This is a genomic window from Pseudomonas sp. BTN1 (assembly GCF_001907715.1).
Classification (GTDB): Bacteria; Pseudomonadota; Gammaproteobacteria; order Pseudomonadales; family Pseudomonadaceae; genus Aquipseudomonas; species Aquipseudomonas paracarnis.
In genome coordinates, this window is sequence record NZ_MPBM01000048.1 from 1 (window position 1) to 14,709 (window position 14,709).

The window sequence follows — 14,709 nt, forward strand, 5'->3', positions numbered from 1 at the left end:
CAAGCGCCGCCATGGCGGCGGGGCGCAGGATCATCCAGGCGAAAAACATGCCGCCGACCCAGATCAAGGCGGCCAGTACATGCAGGGTATAAGCAAGGCTAAACGCGGTCATTGTGGTACTCCGTTCTGCGCGGGATTAATTAGCGGGGTATGATAGCGGCCGATCCGAACCACTGAAAATTTATCCAGCGTTTTTTGCGCCCGACTATCCATGATCAGCACTGAACTCAAAACCACGATCCAGGGCGCCTATTCGCGTTTTCTCGAAGCCAAGAGCTTGAAACCGCGCTACGGCCAACGCCTGATGATCGCCGAAGTGGCAAAAGTCCTCGGGGATATCGACACCGACGACGAAGGCCGCCGCGAGGGTGAGCCTGCGGTAGTGGCCGTCGAGGCCGGTACCGGTACCGGCAAGACCGTGGCCTACAGCCTGGCTGCGATCCCTACGGCCAAGGCTGCTGGCAAGCGCCTGGTGATCGCCACCGCTACCGTCGCGCTGCAAGAGCAGATCGTCTACAAAGACTTGCCCGACCTGATGCGCAACAGCGGCTTGAGCTTTACCTTCGCCCTGGCCAAGGGCCGTGGCCGCTACATGTGCCTGTCCAAGCTCGACGTATTGCTGCAGGAAGGCCACGCCCAAACCGCCACCGCCTCCTTGTTCGAAGAAGAAGGCTTCAAGATCGAGGTGGATGAGGCCAGCCAGAAGCTGTTTACCAGCATGATCGAGAAGCTGGCCGGCAACAAATGGGACGGCGACCGCGACAGCTGGCCCACTGCCCTAGAAGATTCAGACTGGGCGCGCCTGACCACCGACCATAGCCAATGCACCAACCGCCATTGCCCCAACTTCGGCCAGTGCGCGTTCTACAAGGCGCGCGAAGGCATGGGCAAAGTGGACGTCATCGTCACCAACCACGACATGGTATTGGCTGACCTGGCCCTGGGCGGCGGTGCGGTACTGCCCGACCCACGCGACACCCTCTATGTGTTCGACGAAGGCCACCACCTGCCAGACAAGGCCATTGGCCATTTCGCCCATTACACCCGCTTGCGCTCCACGGCCGACTGGCTGGAAACCACTGCCAAGAACCTCACCAAGTTACTGGCCCAGCACCCGTTGCCCGGCGACCTGGGCAAGTTGATCGAGCAAGTGCCGGAGCTGGCGCGCGAGATCAAGACCCAGCAGCAATTCATGTTCAGCGCCTGCGAGCAGGTGGCGGACTTCAAGCCCGGTGAAGACGTCGAAGGCCGAGAGCGCCCGCGCCACCGTTTTGTCGGCGGGATGATTCCCGAGCACATGCGCGAAATGGGCATCGAGCTGAAGAAAGGCTTTTCACGCCTGACCGACCTGTTCACCCGCCTGACGGATTTGCTCAAGGAAGGCATGGATGGCGAGGTCAATATCGGCATCGCCAGCAACCAGGCCGAAGAGTGGTATCCCTTGTTCGGCAGTTTGCTGTCTCGTTCCCAAGGCAATTGGGAGCTGTGGACCGCCTTTACCGTCGAAGACCCGGAAGACAACCCGCCCATGGCCCGCTGGCTGACGTTGTCGGAAAGCGGTGCGCTGTTCGATATCGAGGTCAACGCCAGCCCGATCCTCGCCGCTGAAATGCTGCGCCGCAACCTGTGGAACGTCGCCTACGGCTGCCTGGTAACCTCGGCCACGCTGACGGCCCTGGGCACCTTTGACCGCTTCCGCATGCGCGCCGGCCTGCCGAAAAAAGCCGTCACCGCCGTGGTGCCCAGCCCGTTTCATCACGCTGACGCCGGCGTGCTGCGGGTGCCAGACCTCAAGGCCGACCCACGGGACGCGGCGGCGCACACGGCGGCGATCATTCGTGATTTGCCGTCGTTGGTGGAAGGCTCCCGCGGCACCCTGGTGCTGTTCTCGTCGCGCAAACAGATGCAGGACGTGTTCGATGGCCTCGACCGCGACTGGCGCAAGCAAGTGTTTATCCAGGGCAACCTGTCCAAGCAGGAAACCCTGAACAAGCACAAGGCGCGGGTCGACGGTGGGGATTCCAGCGTGTTGTTTGGCCTGGCCAGCTTTGCCGAGGGCGTGGACTTGCCCGGTGCCTACTGCGAACACGTGGTGATTGCCAAGATCCCGTTCTCGGTGCCGGATGACCCGGTCGAGGCCGCACTGGCCGAATGGATCGAAGCCCGGGGCGGCAACCCGTTCATGGAAATTTCGGTGCCGGATGCTTCACTGAAGCTGGTGCAGGCCTGCGGGCGTCTGCTGCGTACCGAAGAAGACCGCGGCACCATCACCTTGCTCGACCGTCGCCTGGTTACCCAGCGCTATGGCAAGGCGATCCTCAATGCCTTGCCGCCGTTCAGGCGCGAAATTTCTTAAGCCACCGTGGGCGGATTCGCCCACTCTGTGGTCTATCTCATCACTATCATCAGGCCAGTCATCGGCCGTTTGGGAGAACCTTGTTCGTATGATCCGCACGCTGCCTGCTCTTTTTGCCCTGCTGTTCGCTGCGCCTTTGATGGCGGCGCCCGAGGGGCAACAAACGCTGTTCAACTTCGTCCGGCCTGCCGATGTGGTCAAGGTGGCGACCCAGGACGCCAGCCTGCCGCAATACAACGCCGAACAAACCCCCGAAGGCGAGGTGCTGCGCCGCATCACCTTCAACCCAGCGGCCGAGCCGAGCCTGGTGCTCAGCCCGCAGACGGGGACGTGGGATTGGTCGCAATCGAGCGCCATGAGCCTGCGTATCCAGAGCGCAATGAACTGGGCGCTGACCCTTTACGTCAAGGTGCAGAGCGCCGACGGCAAGACGCTCGTCAGCCGCATCGACCTGCCGGCCGGCCCGGCCCAGACGTTGCTCGTCCCGCTGCAAGCCAACGCTCCCCTGAGCCAGGGCATGAAGGCCGGCCCGCCGATGCCGATGACGGTGGATGGCCAACGGGTATTGCTGGCCGCCAGCGCCGGCGAAATCGACCGCAGCCAGGTGGTCTCGGTGACCCTGTCGATGCTCAAGCCCAATGCCGCCCAAAGTATCCTGCTGGAGCGCTTTGGCGTGCAGGACAGCGATCCAGTATTGAAGGCTGCCTACACTGAACTAGTGGATGCCTATGGCCAATCCAACCGCGCGCGCTGGCCGGAGAAGGTCAGCAACGACGAGCAACTCAAGGCATCGGCCGCCAAGGAACAACAGCAGCTCAAGACCTGGCTGGCCGAGCGGGACAAGTCCTCCCTGGATCAATACGGTGGCTGGAAGAAGGGCCCGGCCTTCGACGCCAGCGGCTTTTTCCGCACCCAGAAGCGCGACGGCCGCTGGTACCTGGTGACGCCGGACGGGCATCCGTTCTACTCCCTGGGTGTGAACACCGTGGCGCCGGACAACAGCCAGACCTACGTGGCGGGGCGCGAGTGGATGTTCGCGGCGCTGCCCGAGGCCGGCGAACCCTTTGACAAGTACTACGGCAGCGACGACAGCCGCACCGGCAACGGCGCCGGCGAAGGTCGCGGCTTTGGCTCAGGGCGTTGGTACGATTTCTACGGCGCCAACCTGCAACGCACTTACGGCGGTGACGCGTTGGACCAGCCACGCTGGGTGACCCATACCCTCGATCGCCTGCAAGCCTGGGGCTTCAACACCGTCGGCAACTGGAGCGATCCGGACCTGGCCACTGCCGACCGCGTGCCGTACACCTTGCCGCTGTCGATTGTCGGTGACTATGCCAGCATCAGTACCGGCACCGACTGGTGGGGCGGTATGCCCGACCCGTTCGACCCGCGTTTCGCCATGGCCACCGAACGCGCCGTGGCCATCGCGGCCCGCGATCATCGTGACGACCCGTGGTTGATCGGTTTTTTTGCCGACAACGAATTGGCCTGGGCCGGCCCCGGCGAGGATGCAAAATCCCGTTACGCCCTGGCCTACGGCACCCTGCGCATGACCACCGACGTGCCGGCCAAGCGCGCCTTCCTCAAGCAACTGCGCGATAAATACCGCAATGAAGAGGGCCTTTCCAAAGCCTGGGGCATTCAACTAGCCGGTTGGGAGCTGATGGAAGATCCCGGCTTTGAGCCGCCGATGCCCAGCCCTGAACACCCGGAGATCGAAGCCGACTTCAAGTATTTCCAGAAGACCTTCGCCGATGCTTACTTCAAGACCATTTCCGACTCGTTGAAGTGGCACGCGCCCAACCAGCTGTTGCTGGGCGGCCGTTTTGCGGTGAGCACGCCGGAAGCGGTCGCTTCGTGCGCGCAGTATTGCGATGTGCTGAGCTTCAACATGTACACCTTGAAACCCCAGGACGGGTATGACTTCGCCGCCCTGCGTGCGCTGGACAAACCGGTACTGATCACCGAATTCAACTTTGGCTCTGCCGACCGTGGCCCGTTCTGGGGCGGCGTGACGCAACTGGCCCGCGAAGAAGACCGCGGCGCGGCGTACTCCGCGTTCCTCAAGCAGGCGGTGGCCGAGCCGTCGATTGTCGGGGTGCACTGGTTCCAGTACCTGGACCAGCCGGTAACCGGGCGTCTGCTGGATGGTGAAAACGGCCATTTCGGCCTGGTCGGCATCACCGATGTACCCTTCCAGGGCTTTGTCGAGACGGTGCGCAAGAGCAACCTGGCCGCGCTCGACCAGTTGGGCCGTGAGGCGCAAAAAGCCAAGGCCACCCAAGCGATGCGTGAAAGTGAAGCCGGCAAGCCGGGGCGCGACGGCAAAGGCGCGGGGCAGGGCGCTGGGCATGCCGGTGGACACGCTGGAAACGGTCATTGATTCATCGTTGACGGGTTCACAAAACCTACAATGGCTGAAAGAATGGCGACCACTTTTCATGGTGTTTTCCGAGGGGACTTAGGTGCAGATTCAGGGTCATTACGAGCTGCAGTTCGAAGCGGTGCGCGAAGCCTTCGCCGCCCTGTTCGATGATCCTCAGGAGCGTGGTGCCGGGCTGTGCATCCAGATCGGCGGGCAAACCGTCGTCGACCTGTGGGCCGGTACTGCCGACAAGGACGGTGCCGAGGCCTGGCACAGCGATACCATCGTCAACCTGTTCTCCTGCACCAAGACCTTCACGGCAGTGACTGCCCTGCAACTGGTGGCCGAAGGCAAGCTCAAGCTCGATGCGCCGGTAGCCGAGTACTGGCCGGAGTTTGCCGCTGCTGGCAAGGACGCGATCACGCTGCGCCAGTTGCTCTGCCACCAGGCCGGGCTGCCCGCCATCCGCGAAATGCTGCCCACCGAGGCCCTGTACGATTGGCAATTGATGGTCGATACCCTGGCGGCGGAGGCCCCGTGGTGGACACCGGGCCAAGGCCATGGCTATGAAGCGATCACCTATGGCTGGCTGGTTGGCGAACTGTTGCGCCGCGCCGATGGGCGCGGGCCGGGGGAGTCGATTGTGGCGCGGGTGGCACGCCCCTTGGGGCTGGACTTCCATGTGGGCCTGGCGGATGAAGAGTTTTATCGCGTCGCCCATATCGCACGCAGCAAAGGCACTATCGGTGATGAAGCCGCGCAACGGTTACTTCAAGTAATGATGCGCGAGCCTGCGGCGATGACTACCCGCGCATTTGCCAACCCACCGTCTATTCTGACCAGCACTAATAAGCCCGAATGGCGGCGCATGCAGCAGCCTGCGGCGAATGGCCACGGTAATGCGCGCAGCCTGGCCGGGTTTTATAGTGGTTTGTTGGACGGTAGTTTGCTGGAAAGCGACATGCTCGAACAATTGACCCGCGAGCACAGTATCGGGCTGGATAAAACCTTATTGACCCAAACCCGTTTCGGCCTGGGCTGCATGTTGGATCAACCGCAGTTGCCCAATGCCACGTTCGGCCTTGGGCCACGTGCATTCGGGCATCCCGGGGCAGGGGGATCAGTCGGGTTTGCCGACCCTGAACATGATGTAGCCTTCGGTTTCGTGACTAATACCCTGGGGCCTTACGTACTTATGGACCCGCGGGCCCAGAAGTTGGTCGGAATATTGGCCGGTTGTCTATAAACCCCTTGCTGTTTCACAATTTTTTGTTACAAAGGCAAGTATAAAAAAGATGCTGAACGACATGTTGTAACTTGAATGTTCTTTTAGCGTCTGTTTAACGGGTCCCGCGACCCCCCTGGTTTTTTCTCATTTTGTGGATATCTCATGTTATCGAACAAGTCTTTGGCACTGGCGCTGTGCCTCACTATTACGGGTTGTGCACAAACTCCACAAAATGATGCCGAAGGTGGGCATTGGTGGTCATTTGGATCTGACAAAGCTGCAACCAAGGATCCAGTGGCCCAGACCGACGCCAAGCCGGATGCCAAACCCGACGCCAAGCCGGCCGCCGGTGCCAAGCCTGTTGAACCTGTCACCGCTGCTGCCGCTGCCCCGGCCGCCAAAGCCGACACCGGTTACAGCTGGTGGCCGTTTTCCACCAAGACCGCCGAAGAAAAAGCCGCCGACGCCAAGGCTGACCTGAAAGCCGACCTCAAGGCGGCAACGCCGGCCTCTGACGCAGCGCCTGTCGTCGCCAAGACCGACAGCGAGCCGCGCTGGTGGTGGCCGTTCGAAAGCAAGCCAAAGCCTTTGGCCAAGGTCGATGTGACCAACGTACAAATGCCTGACCCGAAAGTCACCCAAGCCTGGCTGGACGAATACGAACCACGCCTGCGTGCGGCCATCAAGGACAGCAACCTGCAACTGGAGCGCCGTGACAACACCCTGGTAGTGATTGCTCCGGTAGACGGTTCCTACAACCCGAAGCGCCCGGCCATGTTGCTGCCGGTGACCCTGGGCCCGTTCACGCGGGTGGCCAAGGCTGTTGAAGCTGACCCGAAGACCGCCGTACTGGTGCTGGGCCACGTTGATGCCACTGGCAGTGCTCCCGCCAGCCAGGCGTTGAGCAAGGAGCGTGCGCAGTCCATTGCCTCGATTTTCAGCCTGAGTGGTCTGAAACAGGATCGCTTGATGCTGCGTGGCATGGGCGACCTTATGCCGCGTGCCGCCAACGACAGCAATCAGGGGCGTGCGCTGAACCGTCGCATGGAAATCATGTTCACTCAGCGTACAACGATGTTGGCACTGCTGAGCAAGTACAACTCCGGCAAGACCCCGCCCGTAGCCGAAATGGTCGCGGTGCAGAATGTGCCTGCACCAGCACCGGCGGCAAAAGCGCCTGCCAAAAAGGCCACGGCCAAGAAAGCGGCGGCCAAGCCAGCGGCTAAAAAGGCTGCGGCCAAGCCGGCTGCCAAGAAGCCGGCTACTGCAAAAGCCAAGGCGGCACCCGCTTCGAACGACCAGGCGAAAAACTGAGCTGTTGAACCACGAGGATAAAGCCGCATGACCCAGGCACTGGCCGATATGCGCCGTGACTACACACGGGACGGTTTGAGCGAGGCCCAGGCCCCGGACGAGCCGTTTGCGTTGTTCCACCAATGGTTTGCTGATGCGGTGAAAACCGAACAGCCGCCAGTGGAGGCCAATGCCATGACGCTGGCGACGGTGGATCAGGACGGTCGCCCGCACTGCCGTATCCTGCTGCTCAAGGGCCTGGATGCACAGGGCTTTACCTTCTTCACCAACTATCAGAGCGCCAAGGGTGAGCAACTCGCGGCGCGGCCGTTTGCGGCCATGACCTTCTTCTGGCCCACCCTGGAACGCCAGGTACGCATTGAAGGGCGCGTGGTCAAGGTCACGCCTGAAGAATCGGATGCTTATTACCAGGTGCGCCCGTTGGGTAGCCGCTTGGGTGCTTGGGCCTCTCCGCAGAGCAAGGTCATTCGTGATCGCGAAGAGCTGCAGGCGTTGCTCAAGGCCACTGAAGAGCGTTTCAGCGATACCCAGCCCGATTGCCCCGAGCATTGGGGAGGGTACCGTTTACTGCCCGAGCGCATCGAGTTCTGGCAAGGCCGGGCCAGCCGCCTGCATGATCGCCTCAACTACCGTTTGCAAGACGGCCAATGGTGCCGCGAGCGCCTGGCGCCCTGAGCGTCACCTTTCGTCATCCCACCTGAATCAACACCGTTGCGTCGAAGTCTTTGTTCAAGAGACTTCGGACGCTTTCGGCTGCGCGGCTACACTGATCGAGCCGGTTATGGCATCGTTCCGTACCCTGGCTTGGTTACCGTTCGTCGAGTTCTCTGGTGCTGGCAGTCTGTACTCAGGCTGAATGAAAGCAAGTTTCTGCCTGGTGCGCCGTGACACGCGCCAAGCCACAGCGTTTAATGAATACCTGTCCTTTGGAGTTGATGCTATGCGTAAGTCCGTTTTACTAGTTGCCTGCTTTACCACCCTGTCGTTGCTGCTGGGTGGCTGCGCCTCGAGTCTGACCGGCGACTCGTACTCTCGTGATGAGGCGCGTCGTGTACAGACCGTTCGCATGGGCACCATCGAATCCCTGCGTCCGGTGAAAATCGAAGGCACCAAAACCCCAATCGGCGGCGCCGCGGGCGCAGTCATCGGCGGCGTTGGCGGCAGCGCCATCGGTGGCGGCCGAGGCAGCATCGTTACTGCTGTGATCGGCGCAGTTGCGGGCGGCCTGCTGGGCTCGGCCACTGAAGAAGGCCTGACCCGTACCCAGGGCGTGGAAATCACCGTGCGCGAAGACGACGGCAGCATGCGTGCTTACGTACAAGCCGTGCAGGAAAATGAAATCTTCCGCATTGGCGACCGCGTACGCATCATGACCGTCGACGGTACCAGCCGCGTTACTCGCTAAGCCTTAAGCTTCAGGCGAAGAAAAACCCCCAACCGGGTGACCGGTTGGGGGTTTTGTTTGTAGGAGCGAGCAAGCTCGCTCCTACAACTGACTGACTTCAATCATGCAACGACGGCTTTCTTGCGACTTGCCATCGCCGTCACCGCATACCCGATAAAGGCCGCCAGGATCGACCCGGTCAGAATCCCCATGCGATCTTCACCGGCAAACTCACTGGCGCCTGGCACAAACGCCAGGGAGCCGACAAACAGGCTCATGGTGAAGCCGATCCCGCACAGAATCGCCACGCCCATTACCTGACCCCAGTTGGCGCCGCTGGGCAGTGAGGCGATGCCGGTTTTGATCGCCAGCCAGGTGAGGCCGAACACACCGACGGTCTTGCCGATCAAGAGACCGGCGGCGATGCCCATGGGCACGGAGTGGGTGAAGCTCTCCAGGCTGACACCTGTCAGAGAGACCCCGGCATTGGCAAACGCGAACAGCGGCAGGATGGCGTAGGCCACCCACGGGTGCAGGGCGTGTTCCAGGCTCAGCAGCGGTGAGGTTTCGGCATTTTTGGTGCGCAGTGGAATGCAGAACGCCAGGGTTACACCCGCCAAGGTCGCATGCACACCGCTCTTGAGCACGCACACCCACAGGATCAGGCCGATGATCATATACGGCCCCAGTTTGATCACGCCCAGGCGGTTCATCGCAATCAGCGCAATCAAGCACGCCCCCGCGCCCGCCAGGGATGCCGTGGACAAGTCAGCGGAATAGAACAAGGCAATGACGATGATGGCGCCAAGGTCATCAATGATCGCCAGGGTCATCAGGAACAGTTTCAGTGACACCGGTACGCGCTTGCCCAGCAGGGCCAGCACGCCCAGAGCGAAGGCAATGTCGGTGGCCATGGGGATCGCCCAGCCAGCGAGGGCGGCCGGGTTGTCCTTGTTCAGCGCCCAGTAGATCAGCGCCGGCACCACCATGCCGCCGATGGCCGCTGCGCCAGGCAACACCACTTGCGAAGGCTTGGACAGGTGACCATCGAGCAGCTCACGCTTGACCTCCAGGCCGATCAACAGGAAGAACAGGGCCATCAGGCCATCGTTGATCCAAAGCAGCGCCGGCTTGGCGATTTTCAACGCGCCAACCTGAGCCACCACCGGCGTGTCGAGAAAGGCGTTGTACAGGTGCGACAACGGTGAGTTGTTGATAATCAGCGCCAAAGCGGCAGCGGCGATCAACAACAGACCACTGGCGGCTTCCAGCTGGAAGAAACGGGTGAAAGTGCTACGCAGAGGCAAGGGATGCTCTCCAATCCAGGTTCAATAGGTGGGTACCCTAACCCGTACCGTTAGTTGTTAAAACAATAGTTATATTCTTATTTGTTATAAGGGGTTGGCCGGAACATCGGTGGGTTAAAGACTAGCAATTGTGTGTCCAATTGCGTCGTCACTGTATCTGTGTGAAGTGTGGGAAACATCCTAAGATCACCGCTGAAAACCTTTAGAGAACCCACCATGAGCGACCACCGTACCTGGGCCCGCGAAGCCATTCGTATCATTGAAGCGGACTTCCAGCGGAGCGCCGATACCCACCTGATCCCGCTGCCATTACCGGGTTTGCCAGGCATCGAGTTGTACTTCAAGGATGAGTCCAGCCACCCCACCGGCAGCCTGAAACACCGGCTGGCGCGCTCGCTGTTCCTGTATGCGCTGTGCAATGGCTGGCTCAAGCCGGGCGCCCCCGTTATTGAAGCGTCCAGCGGCTCTACGGCGATCTCGGAAGCCTACTTCGCGCGCTTGCTCGGCTTGCCGTTTATTGCCGTCATGCCCGCGACCACGTCCCAAGAGAAGATCGCCCAGATTGCCTTCTACGGTGGCAAGAGCCATCTGGTCCAGGACCCGACGCAGATCTACGCCGAATCCGAACGCCTGGCCCAGGAAAGCGGGGGGCACTTCATGGACCAGTTCACCTACGCCGAGCGTGCCACCGACTGGCGGGCAAACAACAACATTGCCGAGTCGATCTTCCAGCAGATGCGCTTTGAGCAGCACCCGGAGCCGAGTTGGTTGATTTCCAGCCCTGGCACCGGCGGCACCACCGCGACCCTGGGCCGTTATGTGCGTTATCGCCAGCATTGCACCCGGGTGCTGTGTGCCGATGCCGAACGCTCGGTGTTTTTCGATTTCTACCAGAGTGGTGACGCCAGCCTGCGCCTGGACTGTGGCTCGCGGATTGAAGGGATTGGTCGCCCGCGGGTGGAGGCATCGTTTCTGCCCGCGGTGATTGACGCCATGGTCAAAGTGCCGGATGCAGTGTCCCTGGCGGCCATGCATTACCTGGCTGAGCGTTTGGGGCGACGGGTTGGTGGGTCCAGCGGAACCAACCTGATCGGTGCGCTGATGGCGGCGCAACAGATGAAAGCGGCGGGGGAGTCGGGGTCGATCGTTGCGATCTTGTGCGATGGCGGTGAGCGCTATGCCACGACCTATTACGATCAAGCGTGGCTGGCGGGGCAGGGCTATGAGCTGGAAGGGTTGATCGCGGCGGTTGCGGCGAGTGTCGAACGCGGTGAGGCGCTACCCGCTAACATCCTGCGCGCTAATATCTGACACCCCACTATCCAACTGTGTGCGGGCTTGCCCGCGAAAGCGGAGTGTCAGTCACTGAATTTTTAACTGCACCACCGCTATCGCAGGCAAGCCAGCTCCCACACTGGTCGTGTATTGCCCCCAGGATCAACGCCCGGCACAGATCCCCTGTGGGAGCGGGCTTGCCCGCGAAAGCGGCGTGTCAGTCACCGAGTCTTTAACTGCACCACCGCTTTCGCAGGCAAGCCAGCTCTCACACGGGATTTATGCTGGCCGTCAGCGTGCTTCAGGCCTCGATGCCGAGCATATCCCGCGCCAACGCCTCGGCGATCCGAATCCCGTCGACACCCGCCGACAGAATCCCACCGGCATAGCCTGCGCCTTCACCGGCCGGGAACAAGCCTTTGACGTTCAGGCTCTGCATCGACTCGTTGCGGGTAATGCGCAGTGGGGACGAGGTGCGGGTCTCGATGCCGGTCAGCACCGCATCGTGCAGCGAGTAGCCTTTGATCTGTTTCTCGAACGCTGGCAAGGCTTCGCGGATGGCTTCGATGGCGAAGTCCGGCAAGGCCAGCGCCAGGTCACCCAACGACACGCCGGGTTTGTAGGACGGCTCCACGCTGCCCAGCGCCGTGGAGGGTTTGCCAGCGATGAAGTCGCCCACCAGTTGCGCGGGGGCCTCGTAGTTACTACCGCCGAGGATGTAGGCGTGGGACTCCAGGCGTTCCTGCAACTCGATACCGGCCAGCGGGCCGCCTGGGTAATCCACCTCGGGGGTAATGCCTACCACGATGCCGGAGTTGGCATTGCGCTCGTTACGCGAGTATTGGCTCATGCCGTTGGTCACGACGCGATGGGGTTCCGAGGTCGCAGCCACGACGGTGCCGCCCGGGCACATGCAGAAGCTGTAGACCGAACGGCCATTCTTGGCGTGGTGCACCAGTTTGTAGTCCGCTGCGCCCAGCTTGGGGTGGCCAGCGTATTTGCCCAGGCGTGCCGCGTCGATCAGCGACTGCGGGTGCTCGATACGGAAACCCACCGAGAATGGCTTGGCCTCCATGTACACGCCACGGTCGTGGAGCATGCGGAAGGTGTCACGGGCGCTGTGGCCCAGGGCAAGAATCACATGCTTGGAGAGGATCTGCTCGCCGCCGTCGATGACCACGCCGTTCAACTGGCCGTCTTCGATCAACACGTCGGTGACCCGTTGTCCGAAGCGCACTTCACCGCCCAGGGCGATGATCTGCTCGCGCATGTTTTCTACCACGCCGGTCAGGCGGAAGGTACCGATGTGCGGCTTGCTGACGTAGAGGATTTCTTCCGGCGCACCGGCCTTGACGAACTCGTGCAGTACTTTGCGACCGTGGAATTTCGGGTCCTTGATCTGGCTGTACAGCTTGCCGTCAGAGAAGGTACCGGCGCCGCCTTCACCAAATTGCACGTTGGACTCTGGGTTGAGCACGCTTTTGCGCCACAGGCCCCAGGTGTCCTTGGTGCGTTGGCGCACTTCCTTGCCGCGCTCGAGGATGATCGGCTTGAAACCCATCTGTGCCAGCAGCAGGCCGGCGAAAATCCCGCAGGGACCAAAACCTACCACGATCGGCCGCTCAGCCAGGCCTTCCGGCGCCTGACCCACCACCTTGTAGCTGACATCCGGTGCCGGGTTGACGTTGCGGTCGTCGGCAAACTTGAGCAGCAGCGCGGCTTCACCCGTCACGTTCAGGTCGACGGTGTAGATGAAGCACAGCTCGGAGGTCTTTTTACGCGCATCGTAGCTGCGCTTGAACAGGGTGAAATCGAGCAGGTCATCACTGGCGATGCCCAGGCGCTGCACGATGGCCGTGCGCAGGTCTTCTTCGGGATGGTCGATGGGCAGCTTGAGTTCGGTGATTCGTAACATGACAGGATCCGGTAGGCGGCGGGCAAGAAGGCCGGCTGTTTTGCAAACCGGCGATTATAAGCCCCAATGGCAAGTTTCCGTCAGGTTAAAACATAACAGGGGCTAATCAGTCGTCCCGCGAGCCGCCGAACGCCGCGCAACCACGCTGCACCTGGCCGTTCACGCGCAGCTCGGCGCTCATGTGCTGCAGGCTGCCGCTCACACTGTCGACGCAGCGCTGGGGCGCCACCCATAGTTCGATGTGCTGGTTATTGGCTTCGGTCATCAGGTTGAAGCGGCCGTCGCCCAGTTGTTCCTCGACGTACGGCACTGCCAAAGGTGGCTGGCCTTCGCGCTCCAGCACCATGCCCTTGGCCGTGACGTTCATCGCCCAGGCGGGTTTATGGCCGTTGGCCCGCAGGATCATGCGCTTGAAATCCGGGTCAGAGCACGCTGAGGTCGAGCGTTCGACGCGATACAGCTGTTGCAGGTCCACTGAACCCTGGGTGCCGCTGGCGACCCCGGAAAACTTGCCACGCAGGTCGGCAAACAGTATGCCCTGCTGGCCAGCCAGCGAGGCGGCTTCCTGCAGGACGCTGGTGCCGCCGGTATCGTTGACCACGTAGCTACGCTGGTCGCCACAGGGCTGGAACAGCAGTTTGCCGTCCACCGCCGTCAACTCACCCTGCATACGGGTCAGCCCGACAGTCGATGGCTTGGCCGGCTCGCTTTCGAACAATTGGCAGGCGGCGAACACAGGAAGCAAGGCAAACAGGGCGAGGGTACGGGCGGCGCGCATTATCGGGTCTCCAGGCAAGTGCCGCCACGTTACGCAGGCTGGCCGTGCATCACAAGCCCGCTTGCCAGCTTCAGGCGTTTCTTACGGATCTCACCCTCAACCTACGATAAAGGTCTGACCGGTTTGCAGGCCCTCGACGCTTTTGGCGTAAGCCAGTGCCACATCGGCGGCCGGGGCAGGTTTGTAGCCACGGAAATAGGGAGCATAGCTGCCCATGGCTTCCAGCAACACCGTCGGGCTGACCGAGTTGATGCGCAGGCCGCGTGGCAACTCGATGGCCGCCGCTTTGACGAAGGCGTCCAGTGCACCGTTGACCAAGGCCGCCGAAGCACCGGTGCGGATCGGGTCACGGTTCAGAATGCCGCTGGTGAACGTGAACGAAGCACCGTCGTTGGCGTATTCACGGCCGATCAACAGCAGGTTGACCTGGCCCATCAGTTTGTCACGCAGGCCCAGTTCGAAATCGCTGTCGTTCATGTCTGCCAGGGGCACGAAGTTGACGCTGCCTGCCGCGCAGATCAGCGCGTCGAACTTGCCGGTCTGCTCGAACAGTTTACGGATCGAGTTGCTATCGCTGATATCCACCTGGAAGTCACCGCTGGTGCGGCCGATGCTGATCACTTCGTGGCGCTGGGCCAACTCTGCCTTGACGGCTGAACCGATGGTGCCGCTGGCACCAATCAATAGGATTTTCATCGTGCTGTTCCTCTGGGGCTGATTCCCTGTAGGAGCGAGCTTGCTCGCTCCTACAGGGGTTGGGATTTGCATTCAGTCTAGTGTGGCT

11 protein-coding genes and 1 pseudogene are annotated in these 14,709 nt (G+C 61.5%); 7 read left to right on the top strand and 5 right to left on the bottom strand.

The window, feature by feature from the left end:
- A pseudogene (locus tag BMH52_RS29725) lies at positions 1–112 on the bottom strand (hypothetical protein); the annotation flags it as partial.
- A gap of 99 nt (positions 113–211) precedes the next feature.
- Here BMH52_RS29725 and dinG point away from each other — a divergent pair.
- From dinG to BMH52_RS23020, 6 genes are all read left to right on the top strand, one after another.
- On the top strand, positions 212–2,356 hold the full coding sequence (gene dinG / locus BMH52_RS22995; protein ID WP_014717263.1) for an ATP-dependent DNA helicase DinG: 2,145 nt from the start codon (positions 212–214) through the stop codon (positions 2,354–2,356).
- Between the two features lie 88 nt (positions 2,357–2,444).
- Positions 2,445–4,742 carry a beta-galactosidase gene (locus BMH52_RS23000; protein ID WP_073845158.1) on the top strand — a complete coding sequence of 766 codons (2,298 nt, stop codon included), beginning with the start codon at positions 2,445–2,447 and terminating at the stop codon, positions 4,740–4,742.
- A gap of 82 nt (positions 4,743–4,824) precedes the next feature.
- On the top strand, positions 4,825–5,970 hold the full coding sequence (locus tag BMH52_RS23005; RefSeq protein ID WP_014717265.1) for an EstA family serine hydrolase: 1,146 nt from the start codon (positions 4,825–4,827) through the stop codon (positions 5,968–5,970).
- A gap of 144 nt (positions 5,971–6,114) precedes the next feature.
- On the top strand, positions 6,115–7,266 hold the full coding sequence (locus tag BMH52_RS23010; protein ID WP_073453855.1) for an OmpA family protein: 1,152 nt from the start codon (positions 6,115–6,117) through the stop codon (positions 7,264–7,266).
- A 27-nt stretch (positions 7,267–7,293) separates the two neighbouring features.
- The gene (gene pdxH, locus BMH52_RS23015; RefSeq protein ID WP_014717267.1) at positions 7,294–7,941 is read left to right on the top strand and encodes a pyridoxamine 5'-phosphate oxidase; all 648 of its coding nucleotides are present in this window, start codon (positions 7,294–7,296) and stop codon (positions 7,939–7,941) included.
- A 265-nt stretch (positions 7,942–8,206) separates the two neighbouring features.
- Positions 8,207–8,671, top strand: a complete 465-nt coding sequence (locus BMH52_RS23020; protein ID WP_003189251.1) for a glycine zipper 2TM domain-containing protein — start codon at positions 8,207–8,209, stop codon at positions 8,669–8,671.
- Between the two features lie 101 nt (positions 8,672–8,772).
- Here the strand turns inward: BMH52_RS23020 and nhaA are convergent, their stop codons facing one another.
- A complete protein-coding gene (gene nhaA / locus BMH52_RS23025; RefSeq protein ID WP_019817842.1) occupies positions 8,773–9,957 on the bottom strand; it encodes a Na+/H+ antiporter NhaA in 1,185 nt (394 codons plus the stop codon).
- A 216-nt stretch (positions 9,958–10,173) separates the two neighbouring features.
- Here nhaA and BMH52_RS23030 point away from each other — a divergent pair, with 216 nt between their 5' ends.
- Positions 10,174–11,268, top strand: coding sequence for a PLP-dependent cysteine synthase family protein (locus BMH52_RS23030; protein WP_014717269.1), 1,095 nt, complete (start codon positions 10,174–10,176; stop codon positions 11,266–11,268).
- Between the two features lie 265 nt (positions 11,269–11,533).
- On the opposite strand, the gene BMH52_RS23035 is transcribed toward BMH52_RS23030, so the two are convergent.
- The 3 genes from BMH52_RS23035 to BMH52_RS23045 form a co-directional block, all read right to left on the bottom strand.
- A complete protein-coding gene (locus BMH52_RS23035; RefSeq protein WP_073845160.1) occupies positions 11,534–13,147 on the bottom strand; it encodes an NAD(P)/FAD-dependent oxidoreductase in 1,614 nt (537 codons plus the stop codon).
- Positions 13,148–13,253: 106 nt separating this feature from the next.
- Entirely contained in the window at positions 13,254–13,925 is a 672-nt protein-coding gene (locus BMH52_RS23040; protein WP_014717271.1) for a COG3650 family protein, read from the bottom strand.
- A gap of 96 nt (positions 13,926–14,021) precedes the next feature.
- Entirely contained in the window at positions 14,022–14,621 is a 600-nt protein-coding gene (locus BMH52_RS23045) for a short chain dehydrogenase (protein ID WP_014717272.1), read from the bottom strand.
- Positions 14,622–14,709: the final 88 nt, after the last annotated feature.